We start from the raw sequence: 24,470 nt of genomic DNA, 5'->3' as shown, positions 1-24,470 counted from the left end.
GGCAACATGACCATTCAACAGTTTTTGAGTGTCATTCTGTCCAGAAAGCGCCTGTTGCTGGCGGTGTTTGTCAGCGTCGTCGCCTTGGCAACCGGGGTGTCGTTTCTCCTCTCCAAGCAGTACATAGCGCAAGCGGTGATCGCCGTCGACGCTGGCAGTGCCGATCCGGTCAGTTCGTTATCCATGACCGGTGGTGGCATGGTGGTGGCGAATTATCTCGGTACGCAAGCCAGCATGCTCTCCAGCCACAATACGGCACGTAAGGTGGTGCAGACACTCGGGTTGAGTCAGTCACCCGAGGTACAGGCCAATTACCAGGCGGTCGCCGGTGGTGACGGGGCCGGAATCGATGACTGGCTGGCCACGGTACTGTTGCAGGGGCTGACGGTTGAATCCGGGCGTGACAGCAATACGCTGAGCATCAGTTTCAAGTCGGTGAATCCGCAGTTTGCGGCCACCATCGCCAACGCCTTTATCGAGGCCTACAAGCAGATGGTGATCGAGAGCCGGGTCGGTACCGCCAGCCAGAATGAGGCTTTCTTCAAGACCCAGATCGACGAGTTGAAGCGAAATCTCGAGTCCAAGCAGAAGGCGTTGTCGGACTACCAGAAAGAACAGGGTGTATTGGCCACCGGTGGCGATCGCATCGATCTGGAAAGCCAGAAGCTGATGGCGTTGGCGGCACAGGTTGCGGCGGCACAGGCGGATTATATTGCAGCCCGTTCACAGTTGAATGCCAATGGCCAGCTGAACGTCGATCCGTTATCCAACCCGCTGATCCAGCAACTGACCGTGCAGCTGGCCGATCTGGAGAAGAACCGGCAGGATCTGGCGCAGCGTGAAGGGCCGAATCACCCTGGATACCGCCAGGTGGTGACCCAGATTGCCGCAACCCGCGGACAGCTGGAGGCGTTGAAGCAGAAATACGGCAGCATGCAGGCCAGTACGGTCGAGAACATGGAAAAGCGTCTGCAAGCCCAGCAGCAAGAGTTGGCGTTACAGAAGCAAAAAGTGCTGGACCTGAAGGATCAGCAGTCGCAGATCGACATCCTGTTGCGGGGTATCGACAACGCCCAGCGGAACTACGATCTGGTCATGCAAAAATGGTCCGAATCCGTGCTGCAGGCGAATGCCAATCTGACCAATATCACGGTGTTGCAACGTGCCGTGCCGCCGTTGCGTGCCGCGTCACCGAATATTCCGTTCAACATTTTTATCTCCATATTCCTTGGGCTGTTCCTGGGCGCCGCCGTCAACTATCTGCTGGACATGCTGAATCGTCGCGTGCGTTGCACCGACGACATCGAAGTCCTGCTGCAATTGCCGGTGCTGGCCGAGTTGAATCGTAAACCCAAGCAGCACCACCTGTTGCCCCGGTGGTTTCGACCCGCGGCCAAGTATCCAAGCGTGAAAGGAGTATCAATGTGAGCCGATCCATGGGAACGCAAGAACGCCTGACGATGATCGATGCCGCTGTGAGTGTCGCGGCGCTGGAGACCAATGAGGCGCAGGAACGCATGGGCGAACTGCTGGTACAAAGCGGCAAGATGACCGATTTGCAGTTGGAAAAGGTCATTCGCCATCAGCAGGAGCACGGCGGCAAGCTGGGTGAAGTCGCATTGGCGCTGGGGTTTGTCAGCACGCAGGACATTGCCCAGGTGTTGGGTCGGCAGTTTGAGTTCAGCTTTGTGGCCCCGGATCAAACCAGCATCAGCCCACGGCTGCACATGGCGTTCAATCTGCCGAGCGATGAGCAGGAAACCATCAAGGCACTGCGCAGCCAGATTCAGGTCAGCTGGTTGCTTAAAGGGCAACGCAGCCTGCTGGTGACGGGGGTCGATGGTGACGACGAACCTGCCATGGTAGCGGCAAATCTGGCCATCGCCTTCTCGCAGTCCGGCAAGCGCACGCTGCTGGTGGATGCCAACATGCGCAGCAGCCTGTTACATGAGGCATTGGGCGTCCCCCACGGTGAGGGCCTGGCCGACCTGCTGGCCGGCCGCTGTCGCCTGGCCTCTGTGGTACATGCGGTTCCGCCGCTGCAGCTGCTCTCTTTTCTCGGCTGTGGAACCCAGGTGCTGAATCCGCAGGAGTTGCTGGCGCGAGATACGTTGCCGAGCTGCGTGCGCGAGATGGAGCGTGACTATGACGTCATCATCTTCACCACGCCGACACGTGCCGATTTTGCCGACGCCCAGATATTGTCTACGGCGGTGCCAGGCGCCTTGTTGCTGGTGCGTCAGGATGTATCGCGCATTGATGACATTCGGGTTGCGCTGGCGCGCTTTGCGACCACCCAGGCTCGAGTGCTGGGCTGTGTCTACCTGGATGCCTGAGCAAGGAGTGCGCCGTGGTTGCAAACGAGATGGACGCTTTGACTACCTATAAATTCAAACTCGGCACCCTGTTGCTGACGTTAGTACTCGTCTATCTGCCATTGGTGCATCGCACCTACTTCGAGCACGGTGAGAACCTGGGTGGCAGTACCAGCGCGCTGTTGCTGGTGATGGCCATTGTGCTGTTTCTCTATCGGCTGTCGGCGTTTCGTCCGCAGCCGACGCTGACAAGCCAGCGTTTAGCTTGGTTGCTGATGCTGATCGGCTCGCTGTTGTTTTTCATCGGCAATGTGTTGTTGTTGCCGATGCTGACAGTCGGTTCCATCCTGCCGGTGCTGGCGGCATCGGTCCTGTTTCTGTTGGGCTGGCAGGCCTTTCGCGCGGCCCTGTTTCCATTGACGCTGCTGTTGTTTGTCATCCCCCTGCCGTACATGATGACCGACTTTATCGTCCAGCCATTGAAGTTGCTGATTTCCCATGCCACCGAGTGGCTGCTGTATCACGCCGGCTATCCGGTGGCGCGCAACGGCGTCATCCTGATCCTTGGCGATTACCAGCTGCTGATTGCCGATGCCTGTTCCGGCATCAACTCGCTGTTCAGTCTGGAGGCCATTGGCCTGCTCTATCTGCATGTCATGAAGAAGGAGTCGGCATTACGCAACTGGCTGATTGGCATGTTGATCATTCCCATCTCCATCACAGCCAACATAATACGGGTGCTGATCCTGGCGCTGCTGACCTATTACCTGGGCAATGATGCCGGTCAGAGTTTCATGCATGACCTGTCCGGTCTGCTGCTGTTTGCCGTGGCGCTGAGTGTCATCATTGCCCTGGATGGGGTGCTGGATCGGGTGCTGCCGGTGCGGCAGTCCGTTGCGGTGACCGAGGGGGCCACGTCAACAGACAAGCCACAACTTCGGGAGGTGCAGGGATGAGTCTGCCGCTTGCGATGCCGCGAACCCAGCCTGCCTGGTGGCAGCTGCTGTTATTTTGCGGCTGTCTTTGCCTGGCGTTGGGGGCCAGCCAACTGATGCAACAGGACAAGCAGTGGCTGGCCCAGGAGCCGGCACGCCGCCTGCAGCTGGAAAAAGCGGTTCCGGTCGAATTTGCCGGTTGGCGCCTGCTGGATACCCGCGGCCTGGTCGAGGTACCGGCCGAGACGCGCGCCTCGCTCGACAGCCTGTACAACCAGCAACTGAGCCGCACCTATATCAATGCCGACGGGGAGAAGGTCATGCTCTCCATCGCCTATGGTGAGGACCAATCCAACGATCAGTCCCAGGCCCACAGGCCCGAGATCTGTTATGTCGCCCAGGGCTTCCAGCTGCATGACGAAGCCGATGTCATGCTCGCGCTTCCGCAGCGCCAGATTCAGGCCCGCCAGCTGGTAGCCCGCTTGCATGAGCGCAATGAACCGATTACCTACTGGATGGTGATCGGTGACCGTGTCATCGCCCCCGGTTGGCAGCGCAAGCTGGCACAGTTTGATTATGCCTTGCAGCGTCAGGTTCCGGATGGCTTGCTGTTCCGGGTGTCGACACTGGATCGGGATGCCAGCCGCGCATTCGAGGTGCAGCGGCGTTTTGTGACGGCGCTGCTATCTGCCGTTGACCCCGTGACCCGCGCACACTTGGCGGGCGAGGTGGTACATGACTAGCCGTCTGCTGTGGCAGCCTGCCGCCGTAGCTGAACCCGTATTCAGCTCGCGGCTGTTTGTGTCGGCGCAGGAACGTCGCCTGTTCCTGATCGTTGTGGCGGCGACGCTCTATCAGGCCAGCCTGTGCCTGGTGAACACGGTGGCATTTCGTATCAACGGCTCCTTGGTGATGCTGGCCGAAATGCTGGTGTATGCGCTGGCCTTGGCCTGCGTGGCCCGGGAGATCCCGCGCTACATGGGGCTGATGCTGCTGGTCACCGCCGTCAATGTCTGTCTGCTGTTCCTGTTACGCGGCTATGTCGAACCCAAGTCGGCACGGGACCTGTTGATCGTGCTGCTGTTTTTCTGGCTCGGCTGGCGGCATGGTACACCGCAGCTGGTGGACAAGGTGCTGACCTGCATCCTGTTGCTCGCCATCGGCATGGGACTCTTCGAGTGGCTGGCGCTCGATACCTACGTGAAGCTGTTCCACACCTTCTCCTATTTCATGAACCAGAGCGGAATCGGTGCCAACGGCGGCGCCATCTTCGAAGGGCAGGCATTGACGCTGAACGGCTTTCGCCCGGAAGGCATAGGCCGCACCATTTTGCCCTGGTTATTTGGCGCACACCGCATCTCCTCGGTGATGCTGGAGCCGGTCTCGCTCGGTAATCTGGCCGTTATCACGCTGATCTGGGCCATCAGTCGAGATCGCTGGCAGGAACGCCAGGCGCTGTTTTTTCTGTTCGCCGCGGCGTTTTTGATCGCGCTGTCCGACTCGCGCTTTGGTTTGGTGGTCAGCGGGCTGATTGTATTGGTGCGTCTGATTTGGCCGCTGGCCGGTTATGGCGTGCTGGCGCTGGCCCCCTGGGCCATGATCGGATTCCTTTATCTCTACAGTGCGGTTTTCTTCGATGGCGTCTATACCGATTCGTTTGCCGGTCGTTTGATGCACAGTGGCCAGGTCTTGACTGAGCTGCCGCTCAAGGAGTGGTTGGGTTGGCAGTCACCACTGCGTGATTACGGTGACATGGGTTACGGCTATATCCTGACCCGCTTCGGCCTTTTCTATCTGTTGTTTGCCTGGCTGGTGTTGTGGCGTATTCCGTTGCTGGCGCCACGCTCAATTCGGCTTCGAGGCCTGATTTCCATCTATATCACCATGATTCTGTCCATCAGTGGCACCTCGCTGTTTGCTCTGAAAACCGCGGGTTTGCTGTGGTTTATGCTCGGCACCCTGTGTGCCGTGGCGCTGAACTCGCGTACATCAGCTGCCATCACAGCCAAGGAGACGTATCCATGAGCCTCAAGGTGTTTCATGTCGTGCGCCAGTACCATCCGTCGATCGGGGGGCTGGAGGATGTGGTTTACAACATAGCGCGCCAGCAGCTGGCCAGCGGCGAACAGCAGCCGACCATCATTACCCTCGATCGGCTGTTTCGTGGTCAGGGGGAGACGTTGTCGGCCTATGAGGTGAGAGAGGGGATCCCGGTCATCCGCTTGCCGTACCGTGGCTCCAGCCGCTATCCGATCTGCTGGTCGGTTCTGGGGGCAATCCGCGATGCCGATATCGTGCATGTGCATGGGGTCGATTTCTTCTTCGATTTTCTGGCCTGGACCCGTGTCTGGCATCGCAAGCCACTGGTGGCCTGCTCCCATGGCATCTTCTTCCATACGCCGTTTGCCAGTGGCGGCAAGAAGCTGTTCTTCAACACCATTACCCGGCTCTCCTCACTGGCTTACCACCGTATCTTTGCCACCAGTGCCAATGATGGCCATCTATTTCGGCAAGTGACTGCGGCCCCCCGTGTTGAAGTGATCGAAAACGGGGTCGATGTCGACAAGTTCCGTTTGCCACCAAGACAGCAGATACAAAAGCGCATCATCTATTTTGGTCGTTGGGCCGAGAACAAGGGCTTGCCGGAGACGCTGCAGCTGTTCCAGCAGTTGTGGCAGCAGGATGCGGAATGGCGCCTCACCATCGCCGGACGGGAATACGACCTCGATGCCCGTCAACTGCGGGAGCAGGCCAGGCAACTCGGCATCGGCGATCAGGTACAGATTATCCCGAACCCGGAACAGCAGACCCTCAAGGAGTTGTTGCAGCAGGCGAGCTACTTTATCTGCCTGTCGCGACATGAGGGCTTTGGTTTGGCGGCGATCGAGGCGATGAGTGGTGGTCTGGTGCCGCTGTTGAGCGCGATACCGCCGTTTGTCCGTCTGATCGAAGAAACGGGCCAAGGGCGGGTGCTCAGTGGAAATACGCAACAGGATGTGGCACAGATTCTGGCCCTGCATCAGCAGATCGGTGCCGATTACGCAGCAGTGGCCCAGGCGCAAGCGGCGGCCATTCAGCACTACTCGTGGCAGCAGGTGGCTCGCCGCTACATGAGCGCGTATGCCGAACTGCAAGTCGCTCAGCCAGCAGGAGCACTGTCATGATGCGCTGGCTGGGGGTCGGACTGTGGCTATGCAGTCTGCTGGCGCAGGCGGACTGTCTCACCGCCGCGCGCATTCAGGGGGTGAATCTGGCCGGCGCCGAGTTTAACGCCGGCAAGTTGCCGGGAAAAATGTTTACCGATTACACCTACCCGGGGACGGCAACGCTGGATTATTTCCGTTTGCGAGGAATGAACCTGATCCGCTTGCCGATTCTCTGGGAACGCTACCAGCCTCAAGCCTATGGCGAACTCGACAGCGCCAATCTGACGCAGCTAAAAAAACTGGTGCAATACGCTCGTCAATATGACCTCTGCTTGCTGGTGGATGTGCACAACTATGCCAAGTTTCAGAAACAGCCGCTGTCCAGTTATGAGAGCCCGGATGCCTTGCTGTTTGATTTTTGGCGCCGTCTGCATGAGGCCTTGGCGGGAGACGAAAATTACTGGGCCTATGGACTGATGAATGAGCCGGCTGCGGTGACGCGTCAGGCGTGGGCGGATATCGCCAAGTCGGTAGTCGCAAAACTCAGGGCGGCCGGTGCCAGCGGGTTGATCGTGGTCCCCGGTGGTAACTGGTCCGGCGCCCACAGCTGGTTCTCGGCTTCAAGCAGCGACCCGGCCAACGCCGAGCTGTTTACCGCGTTTCGCGATCCGCTGGCGCGCATGGTGTTTGAAGTGCATCAGTATGCCGACAGCAATTACTCCGGTACCAAGACCGACTGCATCAGCAGCAGCAAGATGCAGTCGATACTCGGCAAGGTGACGGCGTGGGCGCAGAGTAATAGCCAGCAACTGTTGCTCGGCGAGTTCGGCGTCGGCAGTAGCGATGCCTGTCTGGCGGTGCTGGACAGCATGCTGGCCAGCATGAGCGGCTCGGCCTGGCGCGGCTGGAGTTACTGGGCCGCAGGCAGTTGGTGGGGTAGTTATCCCTTTTCGATCCAGCCGCTCAACGGGGTTGATAAACCCCAGATGACGGTGCTGATCCCCTACCTGAAGAACTAAACAGAAGGAGCGTCAGGATGACACACCTCCATTACAAGCGGATTCTGGGTTTTGACATCTTCGATGGCGAGAAGGAACAACTGGTCGCCCATCTGGATCAACAGCTGACACACGGTCAGGTCTGCCTGTTCTACGCCAACAGCAACCTGCTGCAGCACTGTTACCGCGAGGCAGCACACTATCAGGGCCCAGGCATTGTGATTGCCAATGATGGCATAGCGCTGGATGCGGTCGCCGTGGCGCTGACCGGTAGCCGCTTTACCGCCAACCTGAACGGTACCGATTTTACTCCCTACCTGTTGCAGCATAGCCAGCACTGCCGGCGTACCTTCTTGCTGGGTGGCCGGCCCGGCGTTGCCGAAGCGGCCGCACGGCGCTTTGGCGAGCTGGGGATCGAGATTGTCGGTCATGCCGATGGTTTCGGAGCCATGCAGGATCTGCCGGCGTTGCTGGCGCGCATCAATGCCCTGCGCCCGGATGCCATCCTGGTGGCGCTGGGCAATCCGGCACAGGAGCGGTGGATTCTGCAGCATGCGTCCCAGTTGCAGGCACGGCTGCTGGTCGGTGTGGGGGCACTGCTGGATTTCATGTCCGGTAACGTCAAGCGGGCACCGGCTTGGGTGCAACGATTGCATATGGAGTGGTGCTACCGGCTATGCGGCGAACCGAAGCGGCTGCTGCGGCGCTATACCGTCGAGATGGCCTGGTTTTTCGTGTTGTGTCTGCGCTGGCGTTTCAGCGCCGGCTATCGCGCCGAGTAGCGGCTGGCGGCTGGATGAACAAGGAAGGGATGTCCGCATGAATGTACTGTTTTTGACTGCCCATGATTACCGCACCCCGCGCAAGGTGTCGTTGCATTTCATCGCCGACAAGCTGGCGCAGACCGGCCCGGTACGCTTTTTTTCCATGCGCTACTCCTGGTTGTCGCGCCACCGGCCAGATGGCCGTCACGTGATCGCCGACAAGGCGAACCGGCTGGAGACAGTGAACGGCGTGGATTGTTTCCTGTGGAAGCCGCCGTTGCACCCGGTTAATACCCGGCGTCGCTGGTTGCGTTGGCTGGAGCCCTGGCTATATCGCCTGTACGTCGCCTGCTGTCCGGCATTGCTGAATCGCTGGATCCGTGAGGCGGATGTCATCTTCTTCGAAAGTGGCATAGCCCCTGCGTTTTATGACAAGGCGCAACGTCTGAATCCGGCCGCGCGCAAGGTCTATGTTGCGGCCGACGAGCTGGACGCCATCGATGTGGCCGAGTGCATCAAGACCATCCTGTACCGTATCTCGCCACAACTGGATTATGTGGTCGTCAACTCGCGGGACATGGTGCGTGACTTTGCTCCCGGCACACGTCGATTCTTCGTTCCGCATGGCATCGACGAGTCGATCCGCGAGCAGGGTGATCCGTCGCCTTATGATGCCGGGATACATGCGGTGTCGGTGGGTTCCATGTTGTTTGATCGGCAGTTTGTCACGCTGGCGGCGCAAGCCCACCCCGAGATGACTTTCCACATCATTGGTTGCGGTCAGGCGCGGGCGCCGGAGTGGCCGGCCAATGTCCGTCACTATGACGAAATGCCGTTTCAGGAGACGATCCGCTACGTCAAGCATGCGCAGATCGGCTTGGCGCCGTACCGGCCTGAGGCGATTCCCCCGTCGCTGGCCGATACCTCGATGAAGTTGCAGCAATATGCTTTCTTCGGCGTTCCGGCTGTTTGCCCGCTGCAGGTGACGGGTGACTATCCCCATCGATTCGGCTATCGCGCCGGCGATGCTGCCTCGATCAAGCAGGCACTGACGCAGGCGGTTGCCGCTGGTAACAACGTCGGTATCTCGGTCTTGAACTGGCAACAGATCACGGACCGCTATCTGGCACCGCAGGCCTATGCCGATACCCAGTTACCGTCAACGCCTGTGCGGCCGGCGGCGACGCATGCGTACTTTTTTATCGAGACCCAGTTTGACAATCTCGGTGATGCCTTGTTGAACCGCGAATTGATTCGGCTGATGGATGAACATGCCAGTGTTACGCTCGGTATGTCCAAGGTGCCGGCCAGTTTTGAGTCCATGCTCGGCAACGAGTTTGTCCGTCAGTTCCAGATTGATCGGCAACATGGTCGAGCAGCCTTCCTGTTGAAGATACTGTGGCGTCGACTGGGTGGTGAACGGAGTTACCTGTTTCTCTCGCCGGGTGGCTGGATCGGAGAGCTGGATGGCCGTCTGAACCTGCGCAGCTGGTTGCATACGGCGCTCTATTATCTGTTATCACTCAGTGGTGTGCGGATCTGCCAATTCGGGGTCTCGTATGAAGATCTCGGCCCCAAGCTGCAGCTGCAATTGCGCTCACGCTCTGCCGCCATGTTTCGTCACTTTGTGCGTGATACCCATAGTCGGCAGACGATGGAGTCGCTATCGGTGAAAATCCATGGCCTGACTCCCGATCTGGCCTTCAATGCCTTTGAGGCAAGAGAGAGCAGCCCTCGCTACCGCGCCATTACCTTCTCGTTTCGTGACGATCAATATCCTCAGCAGCGGCAGGATATCCAGACGCTTGTGGAAAAGTGTCTGGCCTTCTTTCCTGACACGCTGCCGATCTTCTGTGTCTATCAAGTCAAGAAAGATCGGGCTGTTAACGAGTTTCTGGCGTCGTGGTTGCGCGAACAACATGGCCGCAGCGTGCAGGTGGATGATGGCAGCAACACGATAGCGGCGACACAACAACTCTATTCGCGATCGGATGTGATGATCTCCAACCGTCTGCATTCATTGCTGTTAGCCGGCAGCGTGGGCAACACCATGCTGGCTGCTCCGATTACCGAGCACAACAAGAAGATTATTGCCTTGTTTGATGACCTGGCTCTGAAGAGTAACGTGCTGTCCCGGGAGCGCCTGGCCGACTTGGAACCGGCGCAGCTGGTGAATTTTCTGCAGGCGAGTGCCTCATCATGCTGGCAGCAGAAAGCCATCTTGCGTCAGCAATTTACTGATGTATTCAACGCTGTCTAGGGAGTGAGCATGGTAAAAGTTTCCGTGATCATAGCGGCGTGGAATGCCGCAGCCACACTGGAGGCCTGCATCGACAGCCTGCAGGGGCAGCAGGGGATGACACCGGAGCAGCTCGAAATTCTGGTCGTCGATGATTGTTCGACAGACGCAACCTGGTCGCTGCTGCAGCAGTGGCGTGAACGCTGGCCTAATCTGGTGCCGTTGCAGACTGCGGTCAATAGTGGGCCTTCCGCAGCCCGTAATCTTGGCTTGTCTCATGCCAGCGGCGACTGGGTTGCCGTGGTCGATGGTGATGACCGTATTCAACCGACGCGCTTTAAGCAGATGCTGGCGCTGGCCGAGCCCCAGGGGCTGGACATCTGCTTTGATAATCTGGCAATGCGCCGGGCCGAGACACCACAGCAGATTGAGGGTTACCTGGTGCCTGCGGAACTGGCTCCCGAGCTGGCGGAGCCCTGGACACTGGCGGGGTATGCCGCGTTGAACATGCCCTACGAAAGTGCCGCCTTGCTCGGTTTTCTCAAGCCGATCATGCGACGTGATTTCCTGGCGCGGCACGCACTGCAGTACCGCGAGGAGTTGAGAAACAGCGAGGATTTCATCCTCATCGTCGAATGTCTGATCGCCGGGGCCCGGATTGGCTACCTGAATGAATCGCTGTATGACTACTTCATTTACAACAGCTCGCTGTCCGGAAAATTCAATCTGGAGGCGCATCGCAAGTTGATGGCCGTCGAGCAGTCGATTCTGCATACCTCAGGCCAGCTGTCGGCTGCCGATCGTTCGGCGTTGCAGCGACACCTGCAGTCGTTACAACTGGCCGAAGAAAGTAATCAGCTCTTCAAGCTGGTTCGCGAGAAAAATGCGGCGCAGCTGTTCTCGGCGTTTTGGCGCTATCGTGCCAACGGATTGATTCATGCGCGGCGTCTCTCCGCATCGTTGGCGCGTAAATTGATGAAACAACAGGCACGCGGCCGCTAGTCCGCCTCAGGTTACAGGAAGTGGCAGATGAATATGAACCGGCTTTTGTTTAGTGGTGCACTCTGGTCCTGGGTGACCAAGTTTGGCAATCAGGGGATCTCGTTTCTGGTCTTCCTGATCGTGGCCCGTCTGATCGGCCCGGAACAGTACGGGCTTGCCAGCCTGTGTTTTGTCATTTTCGCCTTGGGCAGCATCATGCTGAATGGCCTGGGTGATGGCATCATCGCCTTGCAGGAGAAGAGCGATACAGCGCTCTCGTCACTCTTGTGGTTTATTCTCGGCGTGGCGTTATTGATGAGCGCACTGTGTCTGGTGCTGGCTGAGCCGTTGGCTCAGTGGCTGGCCTTGCCGGATCTGGCCGGTCTGTTGTTGTGGTTTGCTCCGGTCTTCCTGTTGTTTGGTGTCGGTGTGGTACCAAACAAGCTGATTTACGCCAATATGGATTTCCGCCTGTTTGCAATCCGTGGTCTTATCGGTTCATTGTGCAGTGCCGTAGTGGGTGTCTTTATGGCCTATCAGGGCCTGGGCGCATACGCTATGGTGGGGCAACAATTGGCGTTGTATCTGGTGATGAGCCTGATTGCGTGGTTGGTGATTGACTGGCGGCCCAAGTGGACGTGGTCGGCACGAGCGGTGCGACGTCTGTTGCCTCCGGGTTTCAAGGCGATGAGCACTGAAAGTCTGGAGTTCGCCGACCAGCAATTTCCTCGTTTCCTCATCGGTACTTACCTTGGACCCACAGGGCTGGGCTATTTTTCTTTTGCCAGCAGAATTAAATTTGCCATTCAGGACATTATTATTAATCCACCATTGATCGTGGTGTATCCGGCGATCGCAAAAATGAAGGGAGAGCCATCAAGGCAGGCTTTGATGGCTAGTCAGTTTTTGCTGGCTATCGGGTCAGTCGTGTTTCCATTCGTTACGCTTGCAGTATTGTTAGCACCTCTCTATGTGCCTTGTCTTTTTGGCGATAAATGGATTGGTGCCACGACGTTATTACAGTTATTTATTGTCATGTGTGCCCTCACTCCTTTCAGTGTCATGGTAAGAGAGCTTTTCAGGGCCAATAATCGGTTGGGTGTTTTTATTAACTCCCAGATCGCTGTGTTGCCTATTTCATTGTTGTTATATTTTGTTCTGCTGCCATATGGATTGACTGTTTTGGCATTGGGCTTGTTAAGTTTGATGGCCATAGTGGTCCCGGTGCAATTTTTTATTCTGAAGCGCTATCTTGGTATTGAGCTGCTTGGATCGTTGATTAATGTTTCTAAACCATTGATTTTAAGTTTAGTCATGGGGGTAATTGTTTTTTACACAGAAACGACTCTCGTTGATGACTATTCTGCATTGCTGCGGCTTGGTTTTTTGACTGGCTTGGGCGTGTTGAGTTATGCCGTTATGTACTTTATCTGTTTTCGAAAAGATGTGGCGGCTTTGGTCCAATTAATTAGATTGAGAAATGCATGAATTATTTTTATTTATCACGCCACTGATTTTTATCCGGAGTTAAATGCTTCGATGTGGCGTTTGGAAATAAAATGCTGCGCTGGGTAGGGAAAGTGAGCTTTAGCGTGTATCTATTTCATGGTTTCGTTCTCTATTATTCAAATATTTTGGCAACCAGGTTCGAGCTGTCAGGGTATTTGGTGGATGTATCGGTGTTTGTGATTTCCATTTTATTTTCCGGTCTGTTTTCTATCTGGATCGAGTTACCGCTCTGCCGCTGGACCAAGCAGCGGTTGCAGCGTCGCTACCAGCGCTTTACCGAACAACGAAGACAAAAAGTGATGCTGGCAGGAGGTTGATGCCAGGCTGTACTGGGATGAATGACCGAACGAACCGTGGCTGTGCGCTGCGATGATCGATGTCGAACGAAGTGAGCAGGAGAGACAGAATGAACATTTTTCCCGTCATCATGGCCGGGGGTAATGGCTCCCGGTTATGGCCGCTGTCGCGGGTGCTGTATCCCAAGCAGTTCCTGCGCCTGGAGGGTGACTACACCATGTTGCAGGAGACGGTGCGTCGCCTGGATGGCCTCAGCTGCAGTGCACCGTTGGTGATCTGCAACGAGGAGCACCGCTTTCTGGTGGCCGAACAGCTGCGTGCCATCGATCAGCTGGCGGGCAACATCATCCTCGAGCCGGTCGGGCGTAACACGGCACCGGCCATCGCCCTGGCGGCGATGACGGCCCTGGCCAAAGGCGACGATGCTCTGCTGCTGGTGCTGGCGGCCGACCATGTCATCCGCTCACCACAGGCGTTTGTCGCCGCGGTCGAGGCGGCCCGCCCTCATGCCGAGGCCGGTAAACTGGTGACGTTTGGCATCGTCGCCACGGCGCCCGAGACCGGCTATGGCTATATCCGCCGCGGCGCGCCACAGGCCGACAGCGGCTATGCGGTGGCCCAGTTTGTTGAAAAGCCAAACCTGGAGACGGCGCGCCACTATCTGGAGTGCGGCGAATACTACTGGAACAGCGGCATGTTCCTGTTCCGCGCCAGCCGCTACCTGCAGGAGCTGCAGTGTTTCCGCCCGGATATTCATGCTGCCTGCGCACAGGCGCTGGGCAACCCGAGCAGTGACATGGACTTTATCCGCGTCGACAAGGAGGCCTTCCTCGCCTGTCCGGATGACTCCATCGACTACGCGGTGATGGAGAAGACCCGGGATGCGGTGGTGGTGCCGCTGGATGCCGGCTGGAGCGATGTCGGCTCCTGGTCGTCGCTGTGGGAGATCAGCCCGAAGGCGGACGATGGCAATGTGCAGCAGGGCGATGTGTTGTACCACGCCAGCCGCAACAACTATGTCTACGCCGAGAGCGCGCTGGTGAGCCTGGTCGGGGTCGAGGATCTGGTGGTGGTGCAGACCAAGGATGCCACGCTGGTGGCGCGTCGCGATCAGGTGCAGGAGGTGAAGAAGATCGTCGACCAGCTCAAGCAGCAGGGGCGCGCGGAACACCATGTGCACCGTGAGGTATTCCGGCCATGGGGTAAATACGATGCCATCGACAAGGGGCATCGCTTCCAGGTCAAGCACATCAGCGTCAAGCCTGGCGAGAAGCTGTCGCTGCAGATGCACCATCACAGGGCCGAGCACTGGATCGTGGTCTCCGGTACGGCGCGGGTCACCTGTGGCGACCAGATCACCCTCGTCACCGAGAATCAGTCGGTCTACATACCGCTCGGTGCAAAGCATGCCCTCGAGAACCCTGGCAAGGTCGCGCTGGAGTTGATCGAGGTGCAGTCCGGCCCCTATCTGGGCGAAGACGACATTATCCGGTTTGAAGATCGATACGGACGAACCTAATTCTGCTGGTGGCATGGACCACCATCTGTCTGGCAAGGGAGAGCACGCCGAATGAATAAACTGACCTGTTTCAAGGCTTATGACATCCGTGGCCGCCTGGGGGAGGAGCTCGACGAGCAGATCGCCTACCGGATCGGCCGCGCCTATGGCGAGTTTCTGCGTCCGCAACGCGTGGTGGTCGGCGGCGATGTGCGCCTGACCAGTGAGGCGCTGAAGCGGGCACTGGCCGAGGGGTTGATGGATGCCGGCGCCGATGTGCTGGATATCGGTCTCTCCGGTACCGAGGAGATCTATTTTGCCACCTTCCATCTCGGGGTGGATGGCGGCATTGAGGTGACGGCCAGCCACAATCCGATGGATTATAACGGCATGAAGCTGGTGCGCGACGGTGCGCGTCCGATCAGCGGTGACACCGGTCTGCGCGATATCCAGCGACTGGCTGAGGCGAATGCCTTTGCTCCGGCCGACCCGGCCAGGCGTGGGCGCTATCAGCAGATCAGTGTGCTGGAGGCCTATGTCGAACACCTGATGGGTTATATCAGCCCGGCGCATTTCACCCCGTTGACGCTGGTGGTGAATAGCGGTAACGGTGCCGCCGGCCACGTCATCGATGCCATAGAAGCGCGCTTTGCTGCATTGCAGATCCCGGTGCGGTTCATCAAGTTGCACCATGAGCCGGACGGCCACTTCCCGCACGGTATTCCCAATCCTTTGCTGCCCGAGTGCCGGGAAGACACGGCCCAGGCCGTGCGTCATTACGGCGCGGACATGGGGATTGCCTTCGATGGCGATTTCGATCGCTGCTTCCTGTTTGATGCCGAGGGCGACTTCATCGAGGGGTATTACATTGTCGGTCTGCTGGCCGAGGCTTTCCTGCAGAAGCAGCCGGGAGCGCGCATCATCCATGACCCGCGCCTGTCGTGGAACACCATAGAGGTGGTCTCCCAAGCCGGGGGGGTGCCAGTGCTGTCGAAGACCGGGCATGCCTTCATCAAGGAGCGCATGCGCGAGGAAGATGCCGTTTACGGTGGCGAGATGAGTGCGCACCACTATTTCCGCGATTTTGCCTATTGCGACAGCGGCATGATCCCGTGGCTGCTGGTGGCAGAGCTGTTGTGCGTCAAAGGGCAGGGGCTCAAGGCGCTGGTGGCGGAACGCATGGCGGCCTATCCGGCCTCCGGTGAGATTAACAGCAAGCTCAGTGCACCGGATGCAGCGATGGCCCGCGTGTTGTCAGCCTACTGGGATGGCGCCCACACCTTCGACAAGACCGATGGCATCAGCCTGGAGTTCTCGGAGTGGCGCTTCAACCTGCGCAGTTCGAACACCGAGCCCGTGGTGCGGCTGAATGTCGAATCCCGAGGCGATACGGCATTGATGCAGGAGAAGACTCAGGAGATCCTGGCACTGCTGCGAGCCTGAGTTGTCCGGTGAAAACAACGGGGCCTGCGGGCCCCGTTTGCTTACTCGCTGTCAGGGCCCTTGTTGCGGCTGGCGGGCTGATAGCTCTGACGCCAGGCGAGGAACTCGGCCTCCGGTAACGGCTTGGCGATCAGGTAGCCCTGCAGGGTATCGCAACCGTGGCTCTGCAGTATCTGGCGTTGCGGGGCCGTCTCCACCCCTTCGGCCACGGTGCGCATGCCGAGGGCGCGGGCCAGGGCGATGATGGAGTCGATGATCGCCAGCGCCGCCTCATCTTCGAACAGCTCGCGTACGAACGACTGGTCGATCTTCAACACGTCGAGCGGGAAGTGGCGCAGGTAGTTCAGGCTGGAGAAGCCGGTGCCGAAATCATCTACCGACATGCGGAAACCGCGTGCCTTCAGCTGCTGCAGTTTGCCGGTGGTTTGGGGAATATCCTTCATCAGCATGCTTTCCGTCAGCTCCAGCTCCAGACGGGCGGGATCGATACCACTGCGATCGGCGGTGTCGATCAGGTGCTCGACGAAGTTCGGCTGCCGGAACTGACGCGCCGACAGGTTGACGGCCAGCGTCAGCGGTGGCAGCCCGAGGCGTTCCCAGCGCGCCTGATGCTCGCAGGCGGCCGTCAGCACCCAGTCACCGATCGCCTGGATCAGCCCCGTCTCTTCCGCCAGCGGAATGAAGCGTCCCGGCGGGATCAGGCCATGCAGCGGGTCCTGCCAGCGGATCAGCGTCTCGGCGCCGATGAGCTGGCCGCTACGGGCATCGATCTGGGGCTGGAAGAAGAGTACAAACTCCTGGTTTTCCAGCGCCTGGCGCAACCGCAGCTCCATCTGCAGGCGTTCCAGGTTGCGGGCGTTCAGATCCGGCGAATAGAACTGGCAGTTGTTGCGGTCGTTCTCCTTGGCCAGATACATGGCCGCATCGGCGTTGCCGATCAGGGCGTTGGCATCGGTGCCGTTATTGGGATAGAGGGCGATGCCGATACTGGCGGTGATCACCAGCTGCTTGCCGTCGAACTCGTACGGCTCGCCGAGGGCCTCCAGCAGTTTTTCGCCGAGCAGCGCGGCATCCTCCATCGAGCTGCAACCGGGGCACAAGACGATAAACTCGTCGCCACCGACACGGCTGACGGTATCGCCACTGCGCACCCAGCGGCTGAGGCGATAACCGACTTCCCGCAGCAACTGGTCACCGATCTGGTGGCCGAGAGAGTCGTTGATGGTCTTGAAGCGGTCCAGATCGATAAACAACAGCGCCAGGCCGTCGTTGTCGCGCTGCGCTTGCGAGATCGCCACCTGAATACGGTCGGTCAGCAGACGGCGGTTGGGCAGGCCGGTCAGGACGTCATGGAACGCCAGGTGCTCGATCTGTGCCTCCTGTCGTTTGCGGTCGGTGATATCGGCGAAGCTGGCAATGTGGTACTCGGGATCGCCATTGCCATCGCGTACCAGACTGATGGAGATCCAGACCGGGTACTCGTCGCCATTCTTGCGCTGATCGACCAGCTCTCCCTGCCAGGCCCCGTTCTCGTACAGCAGGGCCCACAGGTTGCGGTACAGGCTGCGGGTCTCCTGTCCGGCGCCCAGCAGTCGGGGCTCCTGGCCAAGCACTTCCGACTCGCGGTAACCGGTGATCGCCTCGAAGGTCGGATTGACCGAGATGATGCGGTTGCGACTGTCGGTGATCATGATGGCTTCGTTGCTCGACTCAAACACCCGTGCCGACAGGCGCAGCTGGTTCTCCATCTGCTTGCGCAACGAAATGTCGCGCAACACCAGCAGGACTTCATGTTCGCTGCGCGGCAGGATCCGCGCCTCCCAGCAGACGCCGAGGGTATTGCGTGGCAGGGCGATTTCCACGGCTTTCGGGTTCTGGTTGCCGAGGACGTTGGCGATCTCCAGGCGCAGCATCTGGGCGACGACGGCACTGGGGTGATTATCGAGCAGCTCGCCGGGGTGCAGATCCCACTCGGCCCAGTCCGGCGCCTCGGTCCCGGCCAAGCGGTCGACAATCAGGCCATCGTCGCGGATCAGGAACAGCAGATCCGGGAGCGCCGACAGCAGGGCGCGGTTTTTGGCCTCGCTGATCGCCAGTTCTTCGAAGGCTTGGTGGGCCCGTAGCAGATAGTGCACGCGGTAGCCGAGGGTGCCCCAGCTGATCGGTTTGGTGATGAAATCGGTCGCGCCAGACTGGAACGCCTGCTGGATGGAGTGGATATCATCGAGGCCGGTGGCCATGGCAATCGGCAGCGTATGGCCCTGCGGCAGTTGACGCAACGTGGCGCACAAGGCGATGCCATTGCCGTCCGGCAACAGCACATCGAGGATGATCAGATCCGGTGTCCTGGCATGGAAATGTTGCAATGCCTCGCAGACGGTACCGGCTTCTTCAACCTCGAATCCGGCCTCCTCGAGGGTCGCGCGCATGATCAGGCGCGCGCTGAATTCGTCGTCGACAATCAGGACACGTGGCCGGGTGGCGAGCGGTTCACTCATGGGCACTCCTGGTGACGGCAGGCGTCGATGGCTTCTTTGGCTAGCATAAAGTGGTGTTCAATATCTGTCAGCAATGGGGTGAGATCCCGCAGCTGTCCCTGGCGAACCAGCTGTTCGAGCTGCAGGCAGCACTGGGATAGCTGGCGAGCACCAACGTTGGCGGCGCTGTTCTTCAGCGAATGGACGGCCCGGCGCAACGCCTCGCTGTCGGCATCACGATGGGCCTGCAGCATCTGTTGCAGTAACTGGGGCGACTCCTCGAGCCAGACATCCAGCACCCGGCGCAGCAGGCCCGGCCGTAACAGGCGCAGGCTCTCGAGTACACGCTGATCGAGCAATTCCACGGTATCCTCCTCTGCCTGCGGGCGTGATGGTGCGGTGTCGGCCGCGTCCGCCGTGGCCGGCGGCTCCTGCTGTGGTAACCAGTGCGCCAGCAGGCTGATCAACTGCTCCTGGGTAAACGGCTTGGCCAGATAATCGTCCATGCCGGCCGCCAGGCAGCGTTCGCGGTCACCGGCGACGGCGTTTGCCGTCAGCGCGACGATCGGCAGGCGCGGCGCGGCGGTATCCGCCTCCTGCTGACGAATGGCATCTGTGGCCTGAAAGCCGTCCATGATCGGCATCTGGCAATCCATCAGCACCAGGTCAAAATGTTGCCGCGCCAGGATCTCCAGCGCATCGGCGCCATTGCTGACGGTCTCGTAGCCGACGCCCAGGTTTTCCAGCATCGCCAGCGCGACCTCCTGATTGACCAGGTTGTCCTCGGCGAGCAGCACCCGTCCCTGCAGGCGCAGAGGTGCGCTGTGGGGCACGCTGGCCAGCTGGGCCTTCAGCGGCGCGGGGGCGGCACTGCTTGGCGCCTGCAGGGCCTGGACCATGGCGTTGTACAGATCGGACTGGCGTACCGGCTTGGTCAGCACCTGACAGCGCTCCGGCACCGGGCAGGCCTCGAGCGGACGGTCGGTGCCGGCCGAACTCAGCAGCAGGATGGGCAGCGAGGCCAGAGTCGGATGCTGCTGGATGCGGCGGATCAGATCATTACCGTTTTGTAGCGGCATCATCATGTCGGTGATCACCATGGCATAGGGTGCACCGACGATGATGGCCTGCTGCAGCAGCGTCATCGCCTGGTCGGCACTGTGTGCCAGTGCCAGTTCGCAGTGCCAGGCGGTCAGCTGGTGGGTCAGGATTTCCAGGTTGGTCGGGTTGTCATCGACCAGCAACACCTTGAGCTGGTGCAGCTGCGGATGGCTCAACGGCGCCCGCTTCTGTGGCTGCATCGGCAGATTCAGGGTAAAGAAAAACTCGCTACCTTCACCGGGATGGCTGATGACCTCGATGCGGCTGTGCATCAACTGGATCAGCCGTTGCGAGATGGCAAGCCCCAACCCGGTGCCGCCAAAGCGGCGGGTCGTCGAGCTGTCGGCCTGCATGAAGGCCTGGAACAGCTGGGACTGGCGCTCCGGCGCTATGCCGATGCCGGTGTCCTGCACACTGAACTGGCATTGGGCATGCTGGCCATCCTGATGCAGCACCTCGACGCGCAATACCACCTGGCCCTGTTCGGTGAACTTGATGGCATTGCCGAGCAGATTGGTCAGCACCTGGCTCAGGCGCTTGCTGTCGCCAAGTAGCAGCAACGGGTGGGGCGGCGGGGCGCAGAGGATCTCCAGCCCCTTGCCGTGGGCGACCGGAGCGAAACGCTCCACCAGATCCTCCAGCAGCAGATTCAGGTTGAAGGTGCTGCGGTCCAGCTCCAGTTTACCGGCCTCGATCTTCGAGAAGTCGAGGATGTCATTGATGATGGTCAGCAGATCTTCGCCGGAGCGACGGATGATGCGCACGAAGCGGCGTTGCTTGTCGTCCAGACGGGTGGCGGAAAGCAGGTCGGTCATGCCGATGACGCCGTTCAGCGGGGTGCGGATCTCGTGGCTCATCATGGCCAGAAACTCGCTCTTGGCCCGGTTGGCCGCCTCGGCGGCATCCCGTGCCTGCACCAGATCGACGGTGCGCAGCGACACGATCTGCTCCAGGTGATCCCTGTGCTGCTCGAGGATGCGTTCGCGTTGTTCGATCTGGCTCAGCATGTCGTTGAAGCTGAGCGTCAGCTGGCGGGTTTCGTCGCGATCGTCTCCCAGATCGGCGCGCAGGCTGTAATCCTTGTTCTCGGCGATGGTCTTGACGATGGACGCCAGCTGGTTCAGCGGCCGCACCAGCACGTTGGCGGCCCAGCGTGCCAGCACTATGGCCAGCCCGAGAGCCAGCAAGCCAAGCAGCAGGGCCAGCAGCAGGCTCTGCTGCATCAGGGTGCGGATCGCGTCGTTACGGGCATGGACCTCGAGCCAGCCGAGGGTTTCACCCTGTACCTTGATGGGCTGGCGCAGCACTATCTTGGCGCTCTGCGGGGTGGCCTGGCGGCGGACATAACGCGCCAGCTCGCCACCCTGTACCAGGGTGATGGTGGCAAACACCACCTCGGGGGCCGCTTGCAATGACATCAGCGTCTGCCGGGCCGAGTCCCGATCCTGAAACGTCACCGCGGCCGCGCTGTTGAAGGCGACGCTGTGCGTCAGCACCTCGAGGGCGACCTCGTTCTGCTGCGACAGCAGGTGATACTGCTGTGGCAGAAAGGCCAGGCCGAACAGGGAGAGCGCCAGGCCGCAGACCATACCGACCACCCAGTTGGTCTTGCGCGCCAGCGAGGCGTGACGCCAGTACTCCCAACGGATGTGTATCGGCCGATGTAGCATCTGTCTCAGGTTCCAGCTCATTGACCCTGACTCCTGGTATTGCGCGCCAGCTTCAGGAGCTGGGCACTGATGCGAAAGTGGGCATGGCGCAGCTGCGCCAGATTGATATCGAACTGCAGATGGCCCTGATCTTCGATCAGCGCAATCAGGCCACCCTGCTGAATAAAGTTCTCGTCATCGCCGATCGTCAGCAGCTCCGGATTGCGCCGGCTGAGCTGATGCAAGGAGAGCGGTGCGCCGCCCTGATGCAGGAACAGCACCTGACAGCCGGCAGATTCGTAATGGTTACCCAGATTACGTACCGCCAATTGTTGGGAATTGATCTGGCGCCCCTCCAGCGTTGCGAAGGCCTGCTCCAGCTCGGGGGTGGCATTGGCCAGGCAAAGGGTGAGCTTGGGCTTGGGACGCAGGCTCTCCGGCCACTGGGTAAATTTCAGAAAGTTGAAGACATAGGCGGCCTTGAGTTTCTCGCTGCGAAATCCGGCCCCGGTGGCCAGCAGCAGGCAGCTGAATGCCAGCAGCAAGGCGCCGCCGAGTGGCGTGCCCCGAATGCCGCGTTTCCTGCCCGGGCACTGTCTGGTCATCGTACTTCCCTGTCGTCTGCTCGTGAACAACTCACCACACTGCCCGCTATTTATAAATGATCTTGCCGGGATCGGCTTGCTTGCGCATGCGGCAGCGCGAGCCAGTTCAAAGGCTTGAGGCGATTTCCACAAAACACAGACTCAATAAGGTACGCTCGCTGAGCCGGATCACAGCCTTGCCATTTCCTGTGGCGCAGAGGGCGGGTATGGCGTCGAGAGTGGGCTATAACAGTCCACAAGAAGCCGGGTTGGTCAGCAATTAGGGGCAGGGAATGTCGAAGCTGCGGTGGAGTGGGTGTCTGCTGTCTGTCATCGCTATGATGCAGACGGCCTATGGAGACGAGCTGTTGCAGATGGATCTGGAACAGCTGATGCGCGTCCAGGTTGACGGTTCGGCGACGCTGACCCCGACCGCCAGTCGGCGCATGCCGGCGTCGATTACCAGCATCGACCGCCGCATGATCGACAGCTCGGGCGCGCGCAGCCTGTTCGACCTGCTCGAGATGTTCGTGCCCAACTTTCACTATCTGCCACATCACTGGGAGGCGCCGCACATGGGCATGCGCGGCCTGATCGGCGATCGCGATGACAAATACCTGCTGGTGGTCAATGGCCGGGTGTTGAACGAGAAGACCCACTTTGGCGCCCTCTCCGAACGTGACATGCCGCTGCTGGGGGATATCCGCAAGATCGACGTGGTGCGCGGCCCCGGCTCGGTGGTGTATGGCCCGGGTGCCGTCTCCATGGTCATCAACATCCAGACCGATTCGTTCAGCGCGCATGGCGCCGATGGCGTCAAGGTGCAGTGGGGCGAGGGCGAGCAGTTTCGAGCCGTCGAATTCCGGGAGACCCACAGTTTCAGTGACAGTGGCGACCATGGCCTCTGGCTGTACGGTGGCATCAGCCAATATCAGGGCGCCGGTAGCAGTGCGTCGCCGCTGATCTACGGCCTGAGCGATAGCACCGTCTGGGGGGATAAGGTAACCGGTGGCGAACCGGTGCCGTTCAGCGTGCCGAACAACCACGAGGCGTTCCACGATCGGCCGAAGATGAAACTGCATGCCCACTACCAGAAACAGGATTTCAACGCCTGGCTGCGCTACACCCAGGGCGGTGAGCAGCTGACCTGGGAACACAAGCTGCTCTATGCCAAGCCGAATGGCTCGGCAACCCCGGGCGCCAGCGAGGAGAGTTATGCCACCGGCGGTGTCGGTTATCAGCAGTTGAGCCTGGACTTGTCGCGGCAATGGGTGCTGGACGAGCAGCGCTGGTTCGAGCTCAAGGGCGGTTATGACACCACCGTCTATGTGCGCGAGTTGTGGAATTTGTATCAAATTGACCACGAGCCGGAGAACCACCGCGAGGAGGAGTACCAGCTGCGCGGCACCCTGAACTGGAACCACAATGCCCGCCACGCCACCGCGTTCGGCAGTGAGCTGACATTGTCGCGCTGGGGGCTGTCCAGCCCCGGCTATGACCAGCCCTATTCGTCGGTGCTCGGTGCGATGAGCGAGTGGAATACGCTGGCCATCGGTGTATTTGGCGAGCACCAGTGGCAGCTCAACGGCTGGCTGACGCAGTTTGCCGGCCTGCGCGCCGACAAGGATCAATACACCGGCTGGATGTGGTCACCGCGCCTGGCCTGGGTGGCCAGTGTCAGCGAGCAGGATACCGTCAAGGCGATCCTGAGCCGTTCCCTGCGCAAGAACAATGCCGAGGAGCTGCGTGCCCAGCACCTGGCGGGAGAGCGCGGGCAAGATGAGCAGCTCGACAGTGCCGAGCTGATTTACGATCACGCCTTCACGCCGGCGTTGTCGACCACGCTGACCGGCTTCTACAACCGGGCCGAGCTGCTGGGCATCAACTTCAACACCCTGCGCACCCAGCCGGTCGGCGATTTCAAGTACGGAGGCGCCGAGTTCGAGGTCAACTACCGTATCGAATCTCTGCTGCTCGGCTTCTCTCACGCCTGGAGCAAGCTGGATGACTTCAACCTGGCCGATGGCGCCTCGACGCGCATTACCGCCTCTCACCTCGGCTATGGCAACGATCTGAACAACTGGAGCAACCACATCTCCAAGCTCTATTCCCAGTGGCAGTTTGCGCCACGCTGGCAACTCAACAGCGATCTGCGGCTGTTCTGGGGCTACCCCGGGGCGCATGACATCATTGAACAGACCAATGATGCCCGCGAGGATAACCCGAACTCGTCGGCCACCAATCTGACCGATGCCGGCAACTACGACTCCACCAAGCTGGCGGCGTTCTTTGACCTGGGGCTGAGCTACCAGAGCGCGGACTATGGCCGCTTCGGACTGAATGGCTACAACTTGCTGGGGTTGCTGGATGAGGACCTTAACAAGCGGCTCTATCTGCTCAACGTCGGTAACTACCGTCCCGAGGCGGTGGCCTTCGCGCTGACCTGGGAGTACGGGTTCTAGGCGCGGATTGCGGCATAAACCTCAGGCTCCCGCGGGAGCCTGAGCTGTTTTTGACGCCGATCAAGGGTGCCG

The 24,470-nt window shown here is 59.7% G+C and carries 18 protein-coding genes; 15 read left to right on the top strand and 3 right to left on the bottom strand.

Going from position 1 to position 24,470, the window contains the following annotated elements:
• Positions 1-6 precede the first annotated feature (6 nt).
• The 14 genes from ACFOSS_RS08620 (at position 7) to cpsG (ending at position 16,125) form a co-directional block, all read left to right on the top strand.
• Positions 7-1,428, top strand: a complete 1,422-nt coding sequence (locus ACFOSS_RS08620) for a Wzz/FepE/Etk N-terminal domain-containing protein (RefSeq protein ID WP_377151902.1) — start codon at positions 7-9, stop codon at positions 1,426-1,428.
• Positions 1,425-2,336 (top strand): CpsD/CapB family tyrosine-protein kinase, encoded by a 912-nt coding sequence (locus ACFOSS_RS08615; RefSeq protein ID WP_377151900.1) that lies wholly within the window; start codon positions 1,425-1,427, stop codon positions 2,334-2,336. The genes ACFOSS_RS08620 and ACFOSS_RS08615 overlap by 4 nt, the downstream gene beginning before the upstream one ends.
• Before the next feature lie 14 nt (positions 2,337-2,350).
• A complete protein-coding gene (xrt, locus tag ACFOSS_RS08610) occupies positions 2,351-3,271 on the top strand; it encodes an exosortase (protein ID WP_377151899.1) in 921 nt (306 codons plus the stop codon).
• Positions 3,268-3,993 (top strand): exosortase-associated protein EpsI, B-type, encoded by a 726-nt coding sequence (epsI, locus tag ACFOSS_RS08605; RefSeq protein WP_377151898.1) that lies wholly within the window; start codon positions 3,268-3,270, stop codon positions 3,991-3,993. The genes xrt and epsI overlap by 4 nt, the downstream gene beginning before the upstream one ends.
• Positions 3,986-5,275 carry a hypothetical protein gene (locus ACFOSS_RS08600; protein WP_377151897.1) on the top strand — a complete coding sequence of 430 codons (1,290 nt, stop codon included), beginning with the start codon at positions 3,986-3,988 and terminating at the stop codon, positions 5,273-5,275. Before epsI ends, ACFOSS_RS08600 begins: the two co-directional genes overlap by 8 nt.
• Positions 5,272-6,414, top strand: coding sequence for a glycosyltransferase family 4 protein (locus ACFOSS_RS08595; protein WP_377151896.1), 1,143 nt, complete (start codon positions 5,272-5,274; stop codon positions 6,412-6,414). The genes ACFOSS_RS08600 and ACFOSS_RS08595 overlap by 4 nt, the downstream gene beginning before the upstream one ends.
• A complete protein-coding gene (locus ACFOSS_RS08590; RefSeq protein WP_377151895.1) occupies positions 6,411-7,415 on the top strand; it encodes a glycoside hydrolase family 5 protein in 1,005 nt (334 codons plus the stop codon). Before ACFOSS_RS08595 ends, ACFOSS_RS08590 begins: the two co-directional genes overlap by 4 nt.
• A gap of 17 nt (positions 7,416-7,432) precedes the next feature.
• Positions 7,433-8,176 (top strand): WecB/TagA/CpsF family glycosyltransferase, encoded by a 744-nt coding sequence (locus ACFOSS_RS08585; protein WP_377151894.1) that lies wholly within the window; start codon positions 7,433-7,435, stop codon positions 8,174-8,176.
• A 37-nt stretch (positions 8,177-8,213) separates the two neighbouring features.
• A complete protein-coding gene (locus tag ACFOSS_RS08580) occupies positions 8,214-10,418 on the top strand; it encodes a GumK N-terminal domain-containing glycosyltransferase (RefSeq protein ID WP_377151893.1) in 2,205 nt (734 codons plus the stop codon).
• Positions 10,419-10,427: 9 nt separating this feature from the next.
• A complete protein-coding gene (locus ACFOSS_RS08575) occupies positions 10,428-11,399 on the top strand; it encodes a glycosyltransferase family 2 protein (protein ID WP_377151892.1) in 972 nt (323 codons plus the stop codon).
• 27 nt (positions 11,400-11,426) lie between these two features.
• The gene (locus ACFOSS_RS08570) at positions 11,427-12,866 is read left to right on the top strand and encodes an oligosaccharide flippase family protein (RefSeq protein ID WP_377151891.1); all 1,440 of its coding nucleotides are present in this window, start codon (positions 11,427-11,429) and stop codon (positions 12,864-12,866) included.
• Positions 12,867-12,937: 71 nt separating this feature from the next.
• A complete protein-coding gene (locus tag ACFOSS_RS08565; RefSeq protein WP_377151890.1) occupies positions 12,938-13,204 on the top strand; it encodes a hypothetical protein in 267 nt (88 codons plus the stop codon).
• 89 nt (positions 13,205-13,293) lie between these two features.
• Entirely contained in the window at positions 13,294-14,703 is a 1,410-nt protein-coding gene (locus ACFOSS_RS08560) for a mannose-1-phosphate guanylyltransferase/mannose-6-phosphate isomerase (RefSeq protein ID WP_377151889.1), read from the top strand.
• 51 nt (positions 14,704-14,754) lie between these two features.
• A complete protein-coding gene (gene cpsG / locus ACFOSS_RS08555; RefSeq protein WP_377151888.1) occupies positions 14,755-16,125 on the top strand; it encodes a phosphomannomutase CpsG in 1,371 nt (456 codons plus the stop codon).
• A gap of 41 nt (positions 16,126-16,166) precedes the next feature.
• On the opposite strand, the gene ACFOSS_RS08550 is transcribed toward cpsG, so the two are convergent.
• Genes ACFOSS_RS08550 through ACFOSS_RS08540 form a run of 3 tightly spaced genes read right to left on the bottom strand, consistent with a single transcriptional unit; the run spans position 16,167 to position 21,957 of the window.
• Positions 16,167-18,623, bottom strand: a complete 2,457-nt coding sequence (locus ACFOSS_RS08550; protein ID WP_377151886.1) for a two-component system response regulator — start codon at positions 18,621-18,623, stop codon at positions 16,167-16,169.
• Positions 18,620-21,394, bottom strand: coding sequence for a response regulator (locus ACFOSS_RS08545; RefSeq protein ID WP_377151885.1), 2,775 nt, complete (start codon positions 21,392-21,394; stop codon positions 18,620-18,622). The genes ACFOSS_RS08550 and ACFOSS_RS08545 overlap by 4 nt, the downstream gene beginning before the upstream one ends.
• Complete coding sequence (locus ACFOSS_RS08540; RefSeq protein ID WP_377151884.1) at positions 21,391-21,957, bottom strand: YfiR family protein; 567 nt, start codon at positions 21,955-21,957, stop codon at positions 21,391-21,393. The genes ACFOSS_RS08545 and ACFOSS_RS08540 overlap by 4 nt, the downstream gene beginning before the upstream one ends.
• A 272-nt stretch (positions 21,958-22,229) precedes the next feature.
• On the opposite strand from ACFOSS_RS08540, the gene ACFOSS_RS08535 reads away from it, so the two are divergent.
• The gene (locus tag ACFOSS_RS08535) at positions 22,230-24,398 is read left to right on the top strand and encodes a TonB-dependent receptor plug domain-containing protein (protein WP_377151882.1); all 2,169 of its coding nucleotides are present in this window, start codon (positions 22,230-22,232) and stop codon (positions 24,396-24,398) included.
• The last annotated feature ends 72 nt before the right edge of the window (positions 24,399-24,470 follow it).

The organism is Pseudaeromonas sharmana (assembly GCF_042649925.1).
GTDB classification, from domain to species: Bacteria; Pseudomonadota; Gammaproteobacteria; order Enterobacterales; family Aeromonadaceae; genus Pseudaeromonas; species Pseudaeromonas sharmana.
This window is presented reverse-complemented; position numbering and strand designations above follow the sequence as displayed.